At 56.7% G+C, this 20,761-nt stretch carries 16 protein-coding genes; 9 read left to right on the top strand and 7 right to left on the bottom strand.

All coding sequences use genetic code 11. The features are described from left to right. Positions 1-44: 44 nt before the first annotated feature. The 3 genes from LAO21_02710 to LAO21_02700 form a co-directional block, all read right to left on the bottom strand. Complete coding sequence (locus LAO21_02710; protein ID MBZ5551604.1) at positions 45-2,276, bottom strand: insulinase family protein; 2,232 nt, start codon at positions 2,274-2,276, stop codon at positions 45-47. 215 nt (positions 2,277-2,491) lie between these two features. Next, a complete protein-coding gene (locus LAO21_02705; GenBank protein ID MBZ5551603.1) occupies positions 2,492-3,253 on the bottom strand; it encodes a response regulator in 762 nt (253 codons plus the stop codon). Positions 3,254-3,415: 162 nt separating this feature from the next. Further along, on the bottom strand, positions 3,416-5,593 hold the full coding sequence (locus LAO21_02700) for a histidine kinase (GenBank protein MBZ5551602.1): 2,178 nt from the start codon (positions 5,591-5,593) through the stop codon (positions 3,416-3,418). 386 nt (positions 5,594-5,979) lie between these two features. On the opposite strand from LAO21_02700, the gene rmuC reads away from it, so the two are divergent. From rmuC to LAO21_02670, 6 genes are all read left to right on the top strand, one after another. Beyond that, positions 5,980-7,122 carry a DNA recombination protein RmuC gene (gene rmuC, locus LAO21_02695; GenBank protein MBZ5551601.1) on the top strand — a complete coding sequence of 381 codons (1,143 nt, stop codon included), beginning with the start codon at positions 5,980-5,982 and terminating at the stop codon, positions 7,120-7,122. A gap of 157 nt (positions 7,123-7,279) precedes the next feature. After that, a complete protein-coding gene (locus LAO21_02690) occupies positions 7,280-7,714 on the top strand; it encodes a CBS domain-containing protein (protein MBZ5551600.1) in 435 nt (144 codons plus the stop codon). Between the two features lie 96 nt (positions 7,715-7,810). Beyond that, complete coding sequence (locus LAO21_02685) at positions 7,811-8,575, top strand: hypothetical protein (GenBank protein ID MBZ5551599.1); 765 nt, start codon at positions 7,811-7,813, stop codon at positions 8,573-8,575. Positions 8,576-8,845: 270 nt separating this feature from the next. Further along, positions 8,846-10,546: a DUF885 domain-containing protein gene (locus LAO21_02680; protein MBZ5551598.1), complete on the top strand. Its 1,701-nt coding sequence runs from the start codon at positions 8,846-8,848 to the stop codon at positions 10,544-10,546. A gap of 365 nt (positions 10,547-10,911) precedes the next feature. Further along, positions 10,912-11,721 (top strand): PHP domain-containing protein, encoded by an 810-nt coding sequence (locus LAO21_02675; protein ID MBZ5551597.1) that lies wholly within the window; start codon positions 10,912-10,914, stop codon positions 11,719-11,721. Positions 11,722-11,788: 67 nt separating this feature from the next. Next, positions 11,789-12,727 carry a serine acetyltransferase gene (locus tag LAO21_02670; GenBank protein MBZ5551596.1) on the top strand — a complete coding sequence of 313 codons (939 nt, stop codon included), beginning with the start codon at positions 11,789-11,791 and terminating at the stop codon, positions 12,725-12,727. A gap of 243 nt (positions 12,728-12,970) precedes the next feature. Here the strand turns inward: LAO21_02670 and LAO21_02665 are convergent, their stop codons facing one another. Then, positions 12,971-13,417, bottom strand: coding sequence for a hypothetical protein (locus LAO21_02665; protein MBZ5551595.1), 447 nt, complete (start codon positions 13,415-13,417; stop codon positions 12,971-12,973). 706 nt (positions 13,418-14,123) lie between these two features. On the opposite strand from LAO21_02665, the gene LAO21_02660 reads away from it, so the two are divergent. Genes LAO21_02660 through LAO21_02650 form a run of 3 tightly spaced genes read left to right on the top strand, consistent with a single transcriptional unit; the run spans position 14,124 to position 17,697 of the window. Next, a complete protein-coding gene (locus tag LAO21_02660; protein MBZ5551594.1) occupies positions 14,124-15,764 on the top strand; it encodes a HAMP domain-containing protein in 1,641 nt (546 codons plus the stop codon). Next, positions 15,761-16,336, top strand: a complete 576-nt coding sequence (locus LAO21_02655) for an archaemetzincin (protein MBZ5551593.1) — start codon at positions 15,761-15,763, stop codon at positions 16,334-16,336. The genes LAO21_02660 and LAO21_02655 overlap by 4 nt, the downstream gene beginning before the upstream one ends. Before the next feature lie 2 nt (positions 16,337-16,338). Continuing rightward, a complete protein-coding gene (locus tag LAO21_02650; GenBank protein MBZ5551592.1) occupies positions 16,339-17,697 on the top strand; it encodes a sigma-54 dependent transcriptional regulator in 1,359 nt (452 codons plus the stop codon). 185 nt (positions 17,698-17,882) lie between these two features. On the opposite strand, the gene LAO21_02645 is transcribed toward LAO21_02650, so the two are convergent. From LAO21_02645 to LAO21_02635, 3 genes are read right to left on the bottom strand one after another with little or no spacing between them, the layout of a single operon-like run. Further along, positions 17,883-18,728, bottom strand: coding sequence for a hypothetical protein (locus LAO21_02645; protein MBZ5551591.1), 846 nt, complete (start codon positions 18,726-18,728; stop codon positions 17,883-17,885). Between the two features lie 12 nt (positions 18,729-18,740). Continuing rightward, positions 18,741-19,973, bottom strand: a complete 1,233-nt coding sequence (nrfD, locus tag LAO21_02640; protein ID MBZ5551590.1) for a polysulfide reductase NrfD — start codon at positions 19,971-19,973, stop codon at positions 18,741-18,743. Further along, positions 19,966-20,742, bottom strand: a complete 777-nt coding sequence (locus tag LAO21_02635; GenBank protein ID MBZ5551589.1) for a 4Fe-4S dicluster domain-containing protein — start codon at positions 20,740-20,742, stop codon at positions 19,966-19,968. The genes nrfD and LAO21_02635 overlap by 8 nt, the downstream gene beginning before the upstream one ends. Positions 20,743-20,761 lie beyond the last annotated feature (19 nt).

Here is a 20,761-nt window from a genome sequence, read left to right as displayed (position 1 = left end):
GATTCTGCAAGGATTCGGTGGCGGCGGATTGCAGGCGCTCCGGGCTACGGTTTTTCAAATACCTTTGCATCGATGCCCTTGTTGATCTCCAAATCGGTCGTCCTGGATTCGTTGAGTTTCTTCCCGTTCTGGTTCTGCACATGATGGAACGGCACTGCAATTCCTTTCACCACCCGATAGTCTGAGAAAAAATCTTCAACGGCGGCGTCCGCGCCGAATTGATTTTTTGAGGAATAAGACATTTTGAGCAGGAGGTGGCTCGACTTATCAAAGAGCAGCTTGGTTTGCGCTCCCTCGGCATCGGTAGCCAGGACCACGTCGGTGGGTTTTTCTTCGACGGGTTCGTCATCAAGGGCTTGAACTTTCGTGTTGGGATCATTCAGACTCATGATGATCTGGATGGAATCATGCTTCAGGGCATCCTTAAAGCTGGCCAATGAAGCCGGTGGCATCTCCTGGGTATTCGGGCCGAACTGGATCCACCCCATGGTACCGTTGGTCGCCTGTGTGATGGTCCCCTGGGGCACGGTGATCTCCAGCCTGAATTTGTCCGGATAAAGAATGCTGCCGGTCACAGTCACCTCCTGTTCCCCCATGGGTGACGTCACCTTCGCAGTCGCTTTGGTCAAGACATCCTTTACTGACTTTAAAGCCTCAAGGCCCCCTTTGGCTTTTGTCACCTCGGCAACAATCTGCTTGGCCCGAGCCACGGATTCAGCGCTTGCCGGAGCCGCCGGAGTGGCCGGTCCTTCCGCGGCCTTCTCCGCTTTTACCGGCACGTGGTAAGCGACGGTGCGGTTGCCCTTCTTGAAAATGTCCTGGGCGACTCGCTGCACGTCAGCGGGGGTTACCTTCTGCAGCTTCTCTCGATAGGCAATGATCTCCTTCCAATCCCCCTGGATCACTTCTGTCTGGGCCAACAAAGAAGCCATCCCCGAGTTCGAGCGCAAGTTGCGAATCAGTTGCGCATCAATCTGGTTGACGACTTTCTGCAATTCCCGGGGGGTTACGGGCGAAGTCTTCAACTTGTCGAGTTCCTCCTCAATCCCTTTTTCCACCTCCCCGGTGGTATGGCCGGCCAAAGGAACGCCCACGACCAGAAAGAGGGTGGGATATTTTCCGTAAATGAGAGGAGTATTGGAAAGGGCCTGAGCCGCGGCGGCAATCTTCTTCTCCAGCACGAGGCTGCGGTATAACCGCGAGGTTCGTCCGGACGATAGAAGGTCCTGGATAACGTCGAGGACCACATCGTCTTTGTCCCGGGCGTCGGGACGATGCCAGCCGAGAAAGAGATAAGGATTGGTGTCAAATTCGACCTCGACCCGTCGCTCGCCTTGCTGGGGTAACTCCACGGTATGAATGCGCGGCGGCTTGGGGGATGAAGGGATGGAACCGAAATAATTCTCCACCAGGCGGATCATGTCCGCGCTATGGAAGTCCCCCACAATTGCGATGGTCGTACTGGACGGGGAATAATACTTTCGGAAGAATTCCTCCCCGTCCTGCCTTGTCAGGTGCATCAGGTCCGAAGGCCACCCCCAACCGGCATGCAAACCATAAGGATGGGCTTCGAAGGAATTCACGAGGAACTTTTCAAACAGTTTCCCGATCGGGTTGGTGTCCACGGAGCGTCGGCGCTCTTCCATCACCACGTCCCGCTCCTTGTAGAATTGCCGGAAGACGGTGTGGGCCATGCGGTCCGATTCCACGGCCGCCCAGAGTTCCGACTTGTTGGCGGGGAAACTGACATAATACTCGGTGGCGTCGCGTCCCGTGTTGGCATTGAGGCCGGTCCCGCCATTTTTTTCATAAAGCTGGCCTACCTCATTGGAGACCACGAAAGCGTCGGCTTCCTTCTGGACTTTTTCCAGTTCGTCGGATATCGCTTTGATCTTGGCCGCGTCCTCACCCCGGTCCCGCGCGGCAGTCAATCGGGCTTCCAGGTCATCGATCCTGGGGAAGAGCAGCTTCTCCTTGGCGTAATCCTTTGTCCCCAGGGTCGGGGTTCCTTTGAAGGCCATGTGCTCGAACAAATGGGCCAGTCCGGTCTTTCCAATCTCCTCGTCGACCGAACCCACATCATAGTAAACATGAAACGCGATCGTCGGATTGGCGTGGCGTTCCATCAGCAAGACCTTCATGCCATTCTTGAGGGTATGCCTCGTGACCCGTGTCTCCAGCCCCTTCAGCCCTTGCGCCCCCAGCCCCGATGAGATCATCACCAGGGCAAGAACTGTCGCGGCGGCATGCGCGGTAATACTCGAAAACCTTTTCATAGAACCCTCCGGAAAGTGAATGACTGCAAGAGAATGCTTCCAGCAGCGTGCGGTGCACTCTTGACTCGGTACGATGCCACAGATTCACGACGCCCCAGCAGGACCGCAACTTCCGAAGTCGGTCGACTTCGGGGGACCCTCTCTCATTCCAAAATACCTGGCCGGGCCTTTCAGGACGGGTGAGGAGGGGCATCCTTGCTGGTTATACGCAATTCTTACCCGCCCAGTTTCTCTCTTAATCCGGCGGCATAACGGCGGCTGATGTCGATGCGCCTGCCGGACCGCAGTCTCGCGACCGCCCCGCCTTTGAACATGGGTTCGACCTCCACGATCTGGAGCAGGTTGACGATCGTCTGCTTATGCACCCGCACAAAGTGACCCGGATCCAATCTGCCCTCGAGTTCTCTGAGCGTGTGATTGACGGGCACGCGGTCGTTCTCAGTCAGTGCGAAAACCAGTTCGTTGTCGGCCACGAAGGCTTGAACGCTTTCGACCGGGATGACCTGGAGCTTGGCTCCGCGTCTTCCCACCACACGTTCAACCGACAGCCGCCGGCTCGATTCCAGGGTGGTCATAAGGCGAGTCATCTGCTCGAGGGCAAAAGCGGGAAGAGCCCGTGCCTGCAGGTGATCGCCCGCCTTCGACAATGCCGTCTGCAGCCGATCTGTCGAAACGGGCTTGAGCAGGTAATCCACGGCACTGACTTCAAACGCCTGAAGGGCGTAACGGTCATAAGCGGTGACAAAAATGATCAAGGGAACATGAGGCCCCCTTAATTCGCCCACCATCTCGATGCCGTTGAGTCCCGGCATTTGGACGTCCAGCAACACGACATCCGGCTTTCCCCTGGCGATAATTTCCAGGGCGGTAATGCCGTCGCCGGCTTCCCCCATGATCTCAACCCCGGGCAGCCCGGCCACCAGCTGACGCAAACGGTTGCGCGCTCTCCTTTCATCATCGACTAACAGGAGCCGCATGATTCTTTCCTTCCTTCACGAGACGCGATTGACAAGGCCACCACGGGGGATCGGCCCCTCGCTCTCTGGATGAGTTCAAGATTCCATCCTCCTAGGACATTTCCGGCCGCCGCAAGGGCAGGGCGGGGAGACCGCAGGAACAAGTCCACCCCCGGAGAGGCCTCACTCGTGATGAAACTGCTTTTCCAACTCTAACTCGAGTCGGACTGTGGTTCCCACGCCCGGGGTCGATGAGATCGCGAAATGGCCGGGACCATACAATGTCTCGAGACGCTGGCGGACGTTGGACAGGCCTATACTACGATGATTTCCCCGCAGCGTCACCTCCGGCCGGAATCCCACCCCGTTGTCCTCGATGTCGAACCTGATCTTACCTTCCTGGAGGCTCGCACCAATACGGATGGTTCCGCCATCCAGCTTGTGAGAGATTCCGTGCCTGACGGCGTTTTCCACAAGAGGCTGGATGAGCATCGCAGGGATGGGAACGGATCTCAGCTCGTCCGGTACAGTGATTTCGTAATTCAACTTGTCCTCAAAGCGGACACGTTCGACCTCGAGATAGGACTGCACAAATTCGATCTCCTCGCCCAGGGGGACCTTCTCGCGGTGGGTCGAATCGAGCGCAAAACGAAAGACCTTGGAAAGATTCAGAATCGTGGCCTCCGCAGCGGAAGGATCCTCTTGGACGAGTTCAGCAAGTGTGTTGAGGGCATTGAAGAGAAAATGCGGGTTGATCTGGGCCCGCAACGCCTTAACCTCAGCCTGGGCCGCCAACTCTCGCAATGCCTGCTCCCGGCGGGCTTGGGCCTCCTGTTCCTCGTGCAGTTCAAGATTCTGAAGCATTCCGGCCAACTGACTGCTGATGGTCATCAGGAAATTCAAGTCCTCGCTTTGGTATTGTAGTCCCCGCGGACGCTTGCCGAAGATGAGACATCCAAAATGACGTTCTGAGGTCTCCACTTCCACCGAGGCCCCCCGCTCATGAAATTCATCGGAGGCCGCCGCCAGGTTAGACACAGGGTCAACGGGAATGTCAGTGCCGTTGAGGGAGTCAGAGATGGAGGAAGCAACCAGTTGGACGTACGCTGCGCTCAAGATGGTTTGAAGACGGTGAGTCACATAGTCGACCAGGGTGTGACGATTGGTGAACCGCCTCATCCCCGTGTTGATCTCAAGGATGGATTGAGGATAGTCAGGCCGTCGGAAGAGCCAGCGGTCCATCATGGCATTCATGCGGTTGGAAAGCAGGGTCCAGAACAAGACAAAGACAACGCCGCCCACCCCCACCGTGAACGAACCCGCCCTGGCGATCCGCGTGTCCATGACCTCAGCCAGGGGATAAAGAAACCCGATGAAGTAGAAGCCGCCCGAGACGAGCAAGACCACGGCGAGGACTCCCCGCTTGATGAGGACGTCGAAGAAGATGAATCGGGTCTTGTAATAAATCAGGGGTAACACCACGAGGAGCAACAGGAGGTTGAAAAGGAGCTCGAATTTCTGACGGAGCAGGTTGCCTTCACTTCGATACGCACTCAGGATCACCCCAACGAGAGTGCCGATCACCAGCGTCAAAAAGGCCTTCCACTCGTCGGGGCTGGTATAGACTTTGGCCGCAGGGTCCGTCTGTCCCCGGGCCTTGGAATCCGTGGGGGGTCGTTCAGAAAGGTGAAGCTGGATCAAGCCCCACTTGGTGGGGGATGCGTATTCCTCAAAAATCCAGCGGGCGAAACGCGATTTCTTATGGCCTTCCGGCAAGTGCCGATAGATCGAGGAGAGGATCTGAATTTGAATAACGAGCCACAGGGTACTGCTGAAACCAGTGAAGAAACCAGTCACAAAACTGGGTGGTTCGGGGAGGCTGGCCCCCCGCCAGCTTTGAAAGTTTCGCAAGTTCTCAATGAATGACTGGGTATAGACGGCGATGGCGAACAGGGCGGCGCCATAAGTAAAAAATAGCAAGAGACCATAGGCCATCCGCGGATCCGGGGAGCTTTGCAGGATCGGCCAATCCCCGCGGGAAATCCCTTCCGTATCGCAAACCAGCCGCCGGTAGGATAATGCGAGGAAATGACCGAGGAGCGCAAAGAACACTAAGCGCCACAGGTCTCCCGAGACGAGCAGGACGTAATGAGTCTTGATGTCGATGAGGCGCAATGCGCCATACAAGACACTGTTTGTGCCGAGGGTCAGATAGAGGCCGATGAGACTGACCAGCATGAGGAGCAGAACGGTCATCTCTGTGCTTCGTTCCGTGCGACGATAAATGGCCACCCCCAGCCCAAGACAGGCCATCGCTGCCAGAAACAACAAACCTGCGGGAAGAATGGATAATTCGTTCATCGGTTTGCCTTCATGGGTCGTTCTAGTGCCGGGGTGGCAACGCTTTTTCCGATATTATAAATCTACCACTGGCCGGTCGTTCAGGGGACGTTTATCGGCGAATCCGGCAAATTGTTTCTCAAACCGCTCCAGTTGCTTCCTAGACAGGATCTCTGTGTTTTCACTCACCGAGGTTGCAGGACACATTCTCCTGAGTTCTTTTCTTCTTCGCGACCGAAATCGGGTATGCGGAGAAAATGAGAGGGTAACCGGCGGATTGCGCCGGGTGATCCGCCCGGCTAACCCCGAACTAATTTCGCAGAGGGGGCCAATCTTTAGTATAATCGGGGCTCTCCTTACGTTGATGATCTTGTGAGCAAGCCCGTTTGAATTCGCCGGGAATTCTGATGTCCACTGAGACGGTTTTCATTGCGTTGTTTCTTGCCATCGCCATCGTGGCTTTGGGGTTCTATCTCCGGGCTCAATTCCAGGCCCTCCACCCCGCCAGTGACCCTTCCCCGGCTTTGCAGTTGATGCAGCAGCAAGTCGATGCCTTGAGACAACAATTGCAGGAGACGCTCGCGGCCAACACCCAGCTGATCTCGCAGCAGATGTCCCAGACGATGACGACCGTGAACACCAACCTGAATCAAATGACGTCTCAGATCCAGTCATCACAGGGAGCGATCGGTCAGAGGCTCGATAATGCGGCCCGGGTCGTGGGAGAAGTTCAGAACCGGCTGGGGGCCCTCGACGAGGCGTCCAAGCGGATCTACGAAATGGGAAAGAACCTGACCGAATTGCAGAACATCCTTCGAGCCCCCAAGTTGCGAGGGGGCTTGGGCGAATTGTTCCTGGAGGACCTGCTCCAGCAGATTTTTCCACCCCACTGTTACACCATGCAATACCCCTTCAAAAGAGGAGAACGGGTGGACGCCGCGCTCCATGTGATGAACGGGATTGTCCCCGTGGATTCCAAATTTCCCCTGGAGGGCTTCAAGCGATTGATGGAAGCGGCCACCGACGAGGACCGTCGGTCCACCCATCGCAGCTTTGTCCAGGACGTTAAGAGACACATCGACTCGATCGCCAACAAGTACATCGTCCCCGAGGAGAAGACCTTTGATTTTGCCTTGATGTACATTCCGGCTGAAAACGTGTACTACGAAACCATCATCAAGGACGAAAACTTCGGCGACGATAAAAGCATTGCGAGTTACGCACTCCAGAAACACGTCGTCCCGGTCTCTCCCAACAGCTTTTATGCCTATTTGCAGGCGATCCTGCTCGGGTTGCGCGGTTTGCATGTCGAGGAGAGCGCGCATGAAATCATTCGAAGTCTCCAGCAGCTGCGGGGCGATTTTGCAAAGTTCGAGGACGCCTTCCAGTTGATGGGAAAACATCTCGGGCACGCCCAGTCCAGTTATACAGACGCCGAAAAACGCCTCGACAAACTGCAAGGCCGGTTAGACCAGACTTTACAGACCCAGGAGCAAGTCGATCTGAAGCCCGCGGCCGCCATCGCCGCGCTGGATTCGCCGGAGTCCTAGGACGGCCATGGCGCGTCGGTGTGCCGTCTCGCGTCGATTCATCAGGTCAGGTGGCGGCGTTTTGGGAAGCCGGTCCTTGTCCTGGAGGGCCCGCGGTCGCTCCAAGCTCGCGCGGTTCGCATTCATTTTAGCTGAATTCTCTCAAGGAGAAGCGTACATGAAAAAGATCGCTGAACTTGTGGCCAATCGTGAGGTGTACTTTGTCCGCACGGGCCAGACTGTCCAGGAAGCGGCGAACTACATGGGGAGCCGGAATGTCGGCGCCGTGGTTGTCCTGGAAGCGGATCGCCTGGCGGGGATTTTCTCGGAACGGGATCTGATGAAGCGCGTCGTGATGCGGGGACTGGACCCGGCTAAAACGAAGATCGAAGAGGTGATGACGCGGGAGGTGGTATCCGCGGATGCCGACGAGACTTACGAAAACTGCCTGCGAAAGATGAAGCAGCTCAATGTTCGCCATCTGCCGATCGTTCGGGCGGGCGAATTGCTCGGACTGGTCTCATTGCGCGATTTGTTAATGGTGGATTTGGACGAAAAGGACCATGAACTCAAGATGATGACCGCCTACATCCATTATGTGCCTCCCAAATGAAACGCCAGCCGTCGAGACAGTGACTTTTCTTCCCTCCTCCCTGCCGAAGGCCCTGGCGGGAGTGGTCACCTGCCCGCAAACCTCCTTTTGAAAACCATGCGCCTGATTGCTCATCGCGGCTACTCCTCCCTCGCTCCTGAGAATACCCCGGCGGCCTTTGAACTCGCGCTCGAGTGCGGGGCAACCGCCGTGGAATGTGACCTGCAACGGACCCGCGACGGCCAGCTGGTGATTCTACATGACGGGACGCTGAACCGGACCTCGACGGGTCGTGGCGCGGTCCGGTCGAAAACCCTGGAGGAATTGCGCCCTCTTTCCGCAGGGTATGCCAGGAAGTTCGGATCACGCTTTGTCTCCGAGCGCATCCCCACATTCAAAGAGCTGCTGCTCCAAGTCCAGCACCGCGCCCATCTTTTCGCTGAGCTCAAACGGGAGGGGCTGGCACGAGACGGAAGCGATCGCCGTGAAATGATCCGGCTGGTGCGTGAGTTGGCGCTCGTGGACGAGGTCACTTTCATCTCCTTTGAGTGGCCCGCCCTCGAAGAGATGCGGTCGATGTGCACCGACGTGCGCTTGGGCTTGCTCTTTGATCGTTACCGTCCCCACAGAATGTTTGCGGTCTCAAAAAGCCTGGACGCCCGCTTCCTGATGGGGCGCGTGGATCTTGTCGAGAAACATCCTGAAGTCATCCATGAAACCCACCGCCGGGGAATGGAGTTGGGTGTGTACACCGTGGATGATCTTCCCCGCTTGAAAAAACTGGAACAGCTGGGAGTCGACGGTGCGGCCACAAACCGGATCGGCGATTTTGTCTGCGAATTTGCACCCGCAGATTCGCGGGTGACTAAACACGAGTTCTAAACTGAGGTTTACCTCCTCGATCGGCCTGGGCGAGGCCCCCTCTTCAAGACACTCGACGGACCAGCGATGTCCCGTTCAGGTCCCGCCTCAAGGATCAGAGAAAAACTATATTCTCCGCCCTGTCTTAGAGGATGGCCGTGAGCCTTTAACTTCGGAGTTCAGGATGAATTTTGCCCCACTTGACCCGATTTGTTGTAAACTTGTCGTAATAATGATCGGCGATAGTCTAAGCGCAGCCGGTCCTCCACTTTCCCCCCATGAGGAAGGGTAATGACTCAAACAATTCGAAATGAATTCCACTGCTTTGTCGATGATTTTCTTAAAGAGTACTTTGCATTTCATCCTGAGATTGCAACCGCCTCGGGGATTCACACGCATGATCACCGAATATCTGATTTCAGCCAGAGCGGCATTGCTCGGGATAGCTCACGGCTGAAACACGCCCTCTCCCGATTGAACAGGATTGGAGCTCGGACCGGCGAAGGTTCGGTCGAAGGTCTCCCGCCTCAGTTGCGACTCGACTTTCAAATAATGAAAGGGACGCTGGAGGCTGCTTTATTCGAGCTCGAAGAAATGCGCTCTTGGGAGCGCAATCCCAGCGTCTACAATGACCTCCTCAATGCCTCGCTTTTCCTGCTCATGAAAAGGGCGTTCGCTCCCTTGCGCACCCGGGTCCGGGCGATTATTGAACGCGAGCGACAGATCCCCGGGGCCCTGGCGGCCGCCCGCAAGAACCTGCGCCGGGTGCCCCGGATGATGGTACAGCTGGCCATCCGGCAATTTGAAGGGACCCTGCATTTCCTGGAACACACACTGCCCGCGGTTGCAACTGAGACCCGGGACCCCGGGCTTCTCGCCGAGTTTGAAGATTCAAACCGCGAGGCCATGGCAGCCTTTTCCGGGTTTATCAGCTTTTTGAGGGAACGGCTTCTCCCCCGCGGTCCGGAACGGTTTGGGATCGGTGAATATCGCTATCGCAGAAAGCTCTGGCTGGAGGAGTGGGTCGATCTACCCCTCGAACACCTGCTCGCGAAAGCGCACGAATCATTAAAAGAAAACCACGAGATGTTTCACCGCCTGGGTTCTTCTATTGATCGCCGGAAAGATCCCGAAGAAATCCTCGACCTCATCACCCGTGATCATCCCGCCGGCGATCAGGTGCTCGCCGTCACGGCCGGGGTGCTCGGCCAACTGCAGGATTTTCTGGTGCAGCGCGACCTGATCTCGCTTCCCCCGATCTCCCGCGCGTCGGGGCAAGGAACTCTTTGTACCGTCAACGAAAGCCCGGAATTCCTGAGGGAGCTGACCTTCGCATCCCTTGACGTGCCCGGTCCGTTTGAGAAGAAGGCGCGCGAATATTATTATTACGTCACGCTTCCGGATCCAAAGTGGAGCCCAGAAGCGAGAGAGCAGCATCTGCGATTCTTTTCACACCACCTGATTCTCACCACGTCGATCCACGAAGCCTATCCCGGGCACCTCGTTCACTTCCTTTGGGTCAACCGGCATCCGTCCAAGGTGCGGCGGCTCTTTGGCGCCACTTCGCACGTGGAAGGATGGGCGCACTATTGTGAGCAGATGATGATCGAGCAGGGCTTTGGAGAGGGCGATCCGCGACTCCACATGGCGCAACTCCACGAAGCCCAGCTGCGCTTGTGCCGCTTTATTGTGGGGATTGAGATGCACGCGGGAAGCATGTCCTTCCGTCAGGCCAAAAATTTCTTCATCCGCAATGCCCATATGCAGCCCGTCAACGCCGACCGCGAGGCCAAGCGGGGCGTCGTCGACCCCACTTATCTCGTCTACACCCTCGGAAAGATGCAACTGCTTCGACTCCGCGAAGAACTTCAAAGAAGACAAGGCGCCGGATTCTCGCTCAAAAAGTTTCACAATGCCTGCGTGCAAAATGGCTTTCCTCCTATCCCCCTGCTGCGTGAACTGCTCCTCGGCGAACGCCGCGCGGTGATATAAGCCGGCTGGGAGGCCGGGAGCTCATCCAGTCTCCTCAAGACCGCTGAAATCGGATCGTTGCCCGAGAAGTCCCGTCAAGACAACGGGGTCATCCCTCTTGGTGCGAAGTGGCGCCCCGGAGAAGGTGGGGAATCAACTCCCGCCAGCAGGCGTGGTTCTTCCATGGCGTGCTCTGCGGTGATTCGTTCCGGAATCCGCCCGCGTTCATCCGCGTCCGAGAGAACCTTGAAGTTCCTCGTGCATCAGTTTTCTATTTGCCCGACATTTGCCCCTCGAGAGAACTTTGAGTACAATGACGCCCTTACTTCCCTCACGGGGCGAGGCTCGGGGTTAGAGCCGGGAACGTATGGATTGCAAGAGGAACGATGCGAGCGGACCTGCATATTCACACCCATCATTCCGACGGCTCTTTCCCGCCGGAGAGGCTTATCGAACTGGCCGAACAGCAGCGCCTGGATTACCTGGCCATTACCGATCATGATTGCTTCGCCGCTTACGAAGCCGCCAGCCAAGCCATCGCCAGGCGTGGACTGGCGTTGAAGCTGATTCCGGCAGCCGAGTTCACCGCTATGTTGAACGGCGAGGAAATCCACGTGCTCGGCTACTTCAAAGAATTCCCCTCCGCTCGCCTTCAGCAGCATGCTCGAGAAGTGCAGGCGGAGCGCCGGGTTCGCATCGAGCGCGCCCTCGAAAACCTCGCCAAGGTCGGCGTGAAGGCCTCCATGGACGACATTCCGGCCCATGCCGGATGTCAGAGCCTGACTCAATTGCACCTGGCCTTTCTGCTCATCGAAAAGAAGCACGCCTCCACGGTGGCCGAAGCACGGCAGGTGTACCTGACCGACCGCGTTTTGCCGAAGTTCAGCATGCAAGCCAAGGAGGTGGTTGCGACCATCACCGGCGAGGGCGGCGTGGCGGTCTGGGCACATCCGGACGTCGAGAATTTTGACCGGAATCTCAAGTTGTTGATGAAGTCTGGACTGTCAGGCGTCGAGGTTCTCAACCTTCGCCGTCAGAATAAGGCCTCAAAGCAGTTTCTTAAGGCCGCTAGGAAGAACCACCTGGTGACCACGCTGGGGAGTGACTGGCATGGCCACACCCATGCTTACCAACACGACCATCAACTGGAAGGTGATAGAATTCTTCCCGCGTTCCTGGAGCGCCTTTATCGGTAGATCCGGCAACCCTTCAGCTGAAGTTGGGAGGACGTGACCACAGGCTGGCGAGCCTGAGAGGAATCCCATGGACACAGATCTCGAACGCATCAAACAGGCCATTCTCGCAACATATACACGCGAAGAGATTCGTCTCCATCACGTGAATCCCCTCCCCTTGCCGTCCAAGGAGATTCTAGAGGGACTCCTGGAGGACCTCCTCGCCCTACTCTATCCCGGCTACTTCGGCGGCACCGTCACGGACATCCCCGATGTGACAAATCAAGTGCACACGCGGGTCGACATCATCTTCGAGAAGCTGCAGCAGCAGATCTATTTGAGTTTTCGTCATTTCTGCGAGCGGTCGGGACCCGCATGCCCGCATTGTGACGAAGCGGCGCGCGGGGCCACCCAGACCTTTCTTGAAAAGATCCCCCGGCTGCGGGAGTTTCTCCACGACGATGTCGAAGCGGCCTACGACGGCGATCCCGCCGCCAAGAGCATCGATGAGATCATTTTCAGCTATCCCGGTGTTTATGCGATCACCATTTACCGCATCGCCCATGAGCTGGAACTGCTCCATGTCCCGCTGCTGCCCCGGATCCTCACTGAAGTGGCGCATTCACGGACGGGAATTGACGTCCATCCGGGAGCCAAAATCGGAGACCATTTTTTCATCGACCACGGGACCGGGGTGGTTATCGGGGAAACCACAGAGATCGGCAATCGAGTACGCCTCTACCAGGGGGTTACCCTGGGCGCCGTGAACTTTCCGCGCGACGCGGAAGGGCGCCTCATCCGAGGACAGAAACGGCATCCCACCGTCGAAGATGATTGCATCATTTACGCCAGTGCGACGGTGCTGGGTGGAGATACCGTGGTGGGGAGGGGCTCCATCATCGGATCCAACGTCCGTTTGATGGAAAGCGTGCCGCCCGGTTCCAAGGTGATGGCTGAACCCGCTCGCCACACCATCACGCCGCGATTGACGCTGGATAAGAAAGCAGCCTCAGGAAAGAAGAAATAGAGCCCGAGGGGAAAGTCCAAATTCCAAAGTCCAAATTCCAAATAAAATCCAAAGGCCAAAATCCAAAGCCCAAACAAACCCCAAATTCCGGTACTCAAGTAAGATTCAAATTGCGATTTCAAGTTCAAGATTCAACGGTCGAGTGAATTCCAAGTAACGGATTAGGGCATGGCATGCCTTGGCGCTTCATTGAGCGGTTGGAATTTGTGTTTTGGGTTTTGTTTGGAATTTGGAAGGTGGAATTTATTTGGAATTTGGATTTTGGACTTTGGGATTTCTCGCGCCCTGCGCGAGCACCGGTCTTTCAACCCCATCCAGCCGCGTCACCGCCGTCAGGGCCCCCAGGGATTCATTGAACAGGACGGGCAAACCGATGGCGTCCTTGAAATCCTGGTAGAAGAAATTGATTTGTTGAAGGTGTAAAGCGGTGGCGGGGACCTCCAGCTGGTCATCGGTGAGGAACTTCTGGTACCCCTTGTCGAGCACCCGGAAGATCTTCCCGTTTCGGAGCAGCCCCGGCGATCGCAGCATTTCAACGCGGTTGGCAAGGGTCTCTCGAAAGAAAACAGCACATCCCCCCCGGCTCGCCTGCATCCACGATGGCGAAATGTTGGAAGGGCGTACCTCAAATCCCGCTGCCTTCAATTGCGAGATGGGATCGGTGGGTGACTGGGTCCGTTTGCCTGCCATATGCAATTTTCCCCGGCTTGTCTGATTTTTGAAACTCCAGGTAAAAGTATAGCTGACCTCTTACCCAAAAATACAGGCACAAAATCCCCAGACAGATTGAATCGACTTCTCTGGCTAATTACCGCCTTTGCTGTCATATGGATACCGGACTTTTAGAGTCCACCAAGTCCAAAAACATGTAACTTCTTTCACAAAATGTGCGACAATGAGGTCGGAGGCTGAGTGGTGTTTGCCAGGGAGTCGTCGGTCTCTTCCCCGAAGGATGACGCCTATCAGAAGCTAGATGTTTTCATACTGTTGGTTGCTCTCTTAGATCATTACCCTGACCCTCAGGGAAGTAAAATCCCTCGGCCGCTTGCCCCTGCCAACCGAAGTGCCTCTCAAATTTTCCTGACGGGTAATGCCCGGAGGGGAGCAAATGGAGCTCGAGTGGTGTCAGTGCCCTCCCATGGATTCGCAAGAAATCCAGATCTGTCCAGTGGATTCAGGTGCGTTCTTGCGCCCAAGGCTTTCTTTCTGGCCCGGAAGGGAGCCGTCGGGCGGGGCCCGTTCACCGGGACAGTCGAACCAGGCAAGAAGGATACGAAGATTCTGGTCATGAGGCACTTGTCATATGCTTGGTCGTGGGACAAGGCACCCGGGAGGTCAGCCTCTTGAATGCGCCGGGGACTGAGGTTTCGATTCAAGCTATTGTGGGAGGCAGGCCATGCGAAGACGACTGGCCCTTAAGCTGATTGTTTCACTAATGATATTGGTCGGGGTGACGGAGGGCATCTCCGGCCTGATCAATGTCAAGAGCCAGGAGCGTCAGCTTCTCGACGCGATGATCGAGGGTGCCGATCAACTCTCCAAAGCCATTACCAGCTCCACATGGCATGCCATGCTGGCAGACCACCGCGACACCGCTTACGAAATGATGCAGACTATTGCCCTGAAACAAGGCATCAACACGATTCAGATTTTCAACCGCGAAGGCCGGGTCATGTTTTCCACTCAACCGGGCGAGACCAAGCAAGTGGATCGGCGGTCCGAGACCTGTGCGTTGTGCCATTCCTCTTTGCAGCCCCTGGTCAAGGTGGATGTGCCCTCTCGAGCACGCATTTTTAAGGGACCGGAGGGGAGCCGCAAACTCGCCATGGTGACCCCGATCTACAATGAACCGGCCTGCAGCCAGGCAGCCTGTCACGCGCATCCGGAAAAGATGAAGGTCCTGGGCGTTCTCGACGTCACTTTGGACCTCGATCGCGTCGACCGCGAAGTCGCGAACATTAAAATCCGGGGGTACCTGGCGACAGGCATCCACATCCTGTTGGTCAGCTTGTTCATCATTTTTTTCACGCAACACTTCGTCGATGCTCCGATTCGGAAACTGATTGACGCGACCAAAGCGGTCAGCGCCATGCAACTCGACAAACCCATTAAAGTGGAATCGAGTGAAGAATTGGGAGAGCTGGCCCGCTCCTTTGATGTCATGCGAGAACGCTTAAAGCAATCCATGGCCGAAAACGAGCAATTCCTTCAGTCCCTGGAAGCCAAGGTGGAAGAAAGGACTGAGCAGTTGAAGGCGGCGAACCAGAAGCTCATGCAGACCGATCGTCTTGCCTCCCTGGGGCAACTCTCGGCCAGTGTGGCGCATGAGATTAACAATCCGCTCTCGGGAGTCCTGAACCTGTCCAAACTGATGCAGCGCATCCTCAAGGACGACGGCATTCCCCCCAACCGGATCGAGGAATTCCGGCGGTTCCTTTCACAGGTCGTGAACGAGACAACTCGGGTGGGTCGGATCGTGTCCGACCTTCTGGCTTTTTCGCGGCGCTCCAAGCCCCAAAGCAAGCGAGCAGATTTGAATGCCATTGTGAAGACCACCCTCTCCCTGGTCTCCCATAAACTGGCGCTGGGAAACGTCGGAGTCAATTTGAACCTTGCGGAGAACCTTCCCGTGGTGCCTTGTGACAGCTCTCAGATGCAGCAGGTGGTGATGAATCTTATAATGAACGCCGCGGAAGCAACCTACCGGAAGGGCCAGGGCAGTGTCACGATCACGACCCAGGTCCAGGGGAATGGCTCGAAAGCGGTTCTGGAAGTGGCAGACAACGGAGAGGGGATCGCCCCGGAAAACATGTCGAAGATCTTTGATCCCTTTTTCTCCACCAAGGAAGAAGGGAAGAGTGTTGGCCTGGGACTGGCCGTGGTGTACGGCATTGTGGACTCGCACGGAGGCGACATTGAAGTGAAGAGCAAGCGGGGGGAAGGCTCCATGTTCCGAGTGGTTCTTCCACTCACCCCCGAGCAAAAGGTGGCTGAGGTCGCTCCCGCGGCCACTGCGGAAAAAGGAAGCAAAATGTGACCTTCCTTTATTTGGCGCCCCTGGGCGCGGTGGATGATGAGGTACTCGCCATCATCGAGACGTGCCTTTGGGCCAACTTTGGTTTTGAGATACGCCGCTTAGGCCCGTCGGCCGAGCCCGAGTACGCGCTCGACCTGCGGCGCCGGCAGTACGGCTCTACCCTCATCCTGCGCCAACTGGTGGGGAAATGTCCTCCTGATGCCGCCCGCATCCTGGCGGTCACCGAAAAGGACCTGTTCATTCCCATGCTCAGCTTTATCTTTGGACAGGCCCAGCTGAATGGAACGGTCGCCATCATTTCCCTTGCCCGTCTTCGACAGGAGTTCTACGGACTTCCGGCCAACCGGATGCTCCTGCTCGCCCGGGTCGTCAAGGAAGCGCTCCATGAGATAGGCCACACCTTCGGCCTGATCCATTGTCCCGAGCGGACGTGCCCCATGTCTCTCTCCACCAATATTCATCAGGTTGATACCAAAGGCAGCGAATTCTGCACCGGTTGCCGCGCGCTTCTGCGCGAGAGCATCGGCGCCACATACGAACAAGCCGCAAATTTTATGGGTGCGGAGGATTGATCATGAAAACACACTGGGAAATTCTTGTGGTCGATGATGAAGAAGTGATGCGCGAATCCCTGGCCGCCTGGCTCCGCGAGGACGGTTACGACGTCAATACGGCCGCCTCCGGACGCGACGCCATCGAAAAGGCACGCCAGAAGGACTATGCCATCTATTTCATCGATTTGAAAATGCCGGGGGGAATCGACGGCATCGAGACCATGATGGAGGTGCGCAAGATCCACTCCGAAGCCTCCATCATTATCATCACGGCCTATGCCACGGTCGACACCGCCATCACCGCCATGAAGGAAGGGGCGCAGGAGTATATCGTCAAGCCCTGCAATCCCGAGGAAATCTCGCTGCTCGTCAATCGCATCATCAAGATCAAGAACCTCCAGCGGGAGAATACGATCCTGAGAAAGAAACTGACCAAGCAGTACCGCTTCCACGACATCATCAGCAAGAACTCGAAGATGCTCGAGATCTTTCAGCTGATCCAGGAGATCGCCAGCCTGCGGAGCACGGTGCTTCTGCAGGGGGAGAGCGGCACCGGGAAGGAACTGATCGCCCGCGCCATTCACTTTTCCGGGGACCGCGCCGATCAGCCTTTCATCGGCGTCTCCTGCGCCGCCCTTGCCGAGACCCTGCTGGAGTCCGAACTGTTCGGTCATGAAAAAGGATCGTTCACCGGGGCGGTCTCGCAGAAGAAGGGCAAATTTGAGATGGCCGATGGCGGAACCATCTTTCTGGACGAGATCGGCGATATTTCTCCCAAACTGCAGATGGACCTGCTCCGGGTGCTGCAGGAGCGTTGCTTCTATCGCGTCGGCGGATCCGAGGAGATTAAGGTGGATGTGCGCGTCATCGCGGCGACCAACCTCAACCTCGAGCAAGCGGTCCTCGACGGCAAGTTCCGCGACGATCTCTTTTACCGCTTGAATGTCATCAATATCCGCATCCCCGCCCTGCGGGATCGCCTCGAGGACATCCCGCTCCTGGCCCGGAGTTTCGTGGAACGCATCGCCCATGAACTGGGCAAGGAGGTCAGCGATATCTCCGAAGGGTCCCTCAAACTTCTGCTGGACCACAACTGGCCGGGCAACGTTCGTGAATTGGAAAATGCCGTGGAGCGCGCCATCGTCACCTGCCGGGGGAGAGTCCTCACAGAAGAGGATTTCACCTTCCTGACCCCACGGGTCGAAGAAAAACGTGGCTGGGCCATCCCGACCAATGTCACCTTGCAAGAGCTGGAAAAAGAGGTGATTGCCGCAACCATCCAGCGGACCCATGGCAATATCAAGGAAGCGGCTGCGGCGCTGGGGATCGATCGGTCCACTCTGTATGAACGCATCAAGAAATTCGAGATACCGCGATAATTCTCAGGTTTCATGGATAGCACGGGGGGAGTAAACGCTAAGAAAATCCAAATCCCAAATTCCAAGGTCCAAATAAATTCCAACACCCAAGTTCCAATGAAGCGCGTCCCGGCTTTTGTTTGATTCGTTGGAATTTGGGCTTTATTTGGAATTTGGACTTTGGACTTTGGAATTTGCTTCTTAAGCTACGGTTCCAAAAACATCTCCCCCCACACCGCATCCCAGTCGACAGACAGGTATTCCTTCGAAAGATCGTCCACCATCGCACCGCCATCGGCGAGGCTCATTCCCACGCCATCAGCCGCCAGAGAGAACTCCAGCCGCTCCATTTCGCGAGCCAACCACGGCCGGATCTCCGCACCCCGCAGCAAGTGCCGTGTATCCATTTTTTCCCCGAGCGGCTTCAGCTTGAGGTACCATCCCGCCTTGGTTCCACCTGTCTGAATCACCTCCCCATCCACCGGCGACAGAATGCGCAGGTCCGAGCCGTTCTTTTTGAAATGCCACGCCGTTCCATTCACATGGAGCAAGGCTCCGGCAGCGGGCAATCGGACTTCGTCCGGTTCACCGAGGAGGCGCGATCCAAAATCATCCAGCCCCACGGTGGCCGTTCCATCCGGTTCGGTCATGACCCAGGTGTGGCCCCTGTGGTACAGGCGGTCCAACGGCATATCACACCCGAGAATGCGCCCTTCTTCGTCCTCATTCTCAAAGCGGGGGCGGATGGTCTGAATCCCTGAGGCCACGAGCTTCGCGTGTTCGGGGCACGAGCGGCAATCAAAGCCTTTTTCGCAGGTCCGATGCTTGAATTCGCCGGTCAGTTCGTGCCGACAGGTGCGGATGCCCTCCGGCAGATCTTTAAAGTCCAGCTCCCACCGGATATGGTCGGCCTTGCGGGCATGAAAATCTTTCAACGTACGGACCAGGGCGATGCCCACCGTGCCAAAAATGGTGGCTAAAACCGAATAAAAGATGCCGAGAAAGATAAGATTGCCGGGTTCCCATGTGAATCCATAAACCCCTGGAAACATTTAAATCCTCCCTTACGATTGCCGGAGTTCCTTTTCCTGCGGAAACAGAGGCAGGTACCTGAACGAGAGCGAATAGATCAAAACGCCATAAGCCACCACCGCGAGAAACGTGGCCGTTTCCTGCCAGCTTGGAACATACGAGAGGAAGCGGTCAAAGGGGAGTGTCGGCAGCGCCAGCGTCTGAATGGTGAAGACAAACCTGTTCAGCATGACGCCGGCACACACCAGAAACGCGGCCGACATGAGCCAGCCGGTCTTCTCGCGCCTCTTCCGGTCGAGCAGAATGATCGCCGGCAACAGTCCACACACCACAATCTCAGCGAATAGGAGCCAGGTGCCAAACGGCTCCCAGGAATAGAAATCGAAGGGATTAAAGCCGGAGGCAGGAGCGGTCCGATTGATCCAGACGAGAGTGTCGATCGTTTTGAAGAGGACGTAGACCACCAAGAGGATACCGGAGATGCGTCCCAGCAGGTTGAGCACCTCCCGCTTCACGAGTTCCTTCTTGGACAGCTTGGAGACAAGCCACGTCGTCAACAGGATGAAGCTCGGGCCCGCGGCAATCGCCGAAAGAATGAACAGAAAAAAAGTCGAGGGCCAGATCCCGATCCCCTCCCGGAAAGCAAAGGGACGTCCCCGGAGCACCCCATACAATCCGCCCAGGGAACCCTGGTGGAAGAACGACAAGAAGGTCCCGACGCCCGCCAGGACATACATGACTTTGTGCAAATGGAACTCGAACACCAGGAGAGAAGGAATCTGACGGAGCTTGCGGTTGCGCAACACCAGCGGGGCATATTCAAACAACAGCACCGCCAGGTAGCACGTGATGCAGAAGGTCACTTCGGTCAACATGGAGTGAATATTGGGATGCCAGAACGTGAACCACGCCCGCAGCGGCTGCCCCACGTCCACCATGAGGACCACGATCGCCCCGCTGTAACAGATGAGTCCCAGGACCACCGCGCTGTTGATGACCGCTTTCAACTCTTCCTTCTTTAAGATATAGAGTAAGAATCCGGTAAAAAATGCCCCGGCGCCCAATGCGATGACGGTGAGGTCGAGGTAGATCCACAGCCCGAAAGCAAAGCGATTGTCCATGTTGGTCTGGTTGAGGCCCCTGGCCAGGCAAAGATACCCGGCATACAGTCCCAATCCCAAAAGGGCGACCCAGGGAAGAACCCACAGCAGGAACTTTGAGAGAGGGCTCCTCCTGACGCCGCGGATGATGAGTTGTTTATCCATGGACCTTCTCCTTCGCTTTCGGTTTCTGAACTTCACGCTGGGCGACTTGGCGGACCCAGGCCTGTTCGGACCGGTAGTAGACCTTCGGCTCGGTCCCCAGCGATTCGAGCATACGAAATGCATGCCCGCTTTGGGCCAGCCGGGCGACTTCGCTCTCCGGATCGGCCAGGTCGCCAAAAGTGATCGCTCCGGCCGGACAAGCCTCAACGCAGGCAGGCTGGTAGTCGGCGGACTCGATTTCGTCCCGGCCCGAGGCGGCGGCCTTCGCCCTCGCGGCCTGCAACCGTTCATGACAGAAGTTGCACTTTTCCACCACCCCGCGCATGCGGGGAGAGACGTCCGGGTTCAGCGTCTTTTCCATTCCTGCCGGCCACACGGGGTCCCACCAGTTGAAGTAACGGGCATGGTATGGACACGCCGTCATGCAGTACCGGCAGCCCAGGCATCGCACCGGGATTTGAGCCACGATCCCGCTGGCGGCATCGACTTCGACCGCCTTCTGCGGACAGACCGATACACAGGGAGTGTGTTCCCCGCACTGCTGGCAAGGCACCGGGATGTAGGCGCTGCGGTTGTTGGGGAAAGGAAGCCCATTATCGAACTTGTAAACCCTGACCCAGGTGATCCCGGTGCGATCCGTCGCCTTGGCTGCGGCCGGCGGAATGTTGTTTTCAACCGCACATGCCACCATGCAAGCGCCACAGCCCGTGCACTTGTCCAAATCGATCACCATTCCGTAGCGATGTTGTTTCTTGTTTTTGGTGTCCATTGAGGTCGTCCCTCTCTAC

This window comes from Terriglobia bacterium, assembly GCA_020073085.1.
Classification (GTDB): Bacteria; Acidobacteriota; Terriglobia; order JAIQFV01; family JAIQFV01; genus JAIQFV01.
The sequence above is the reverse complement of the archived record's forward strand: the minus strand, read 5'-3'. Positions and strand labels throughout refer to the sequence as shown.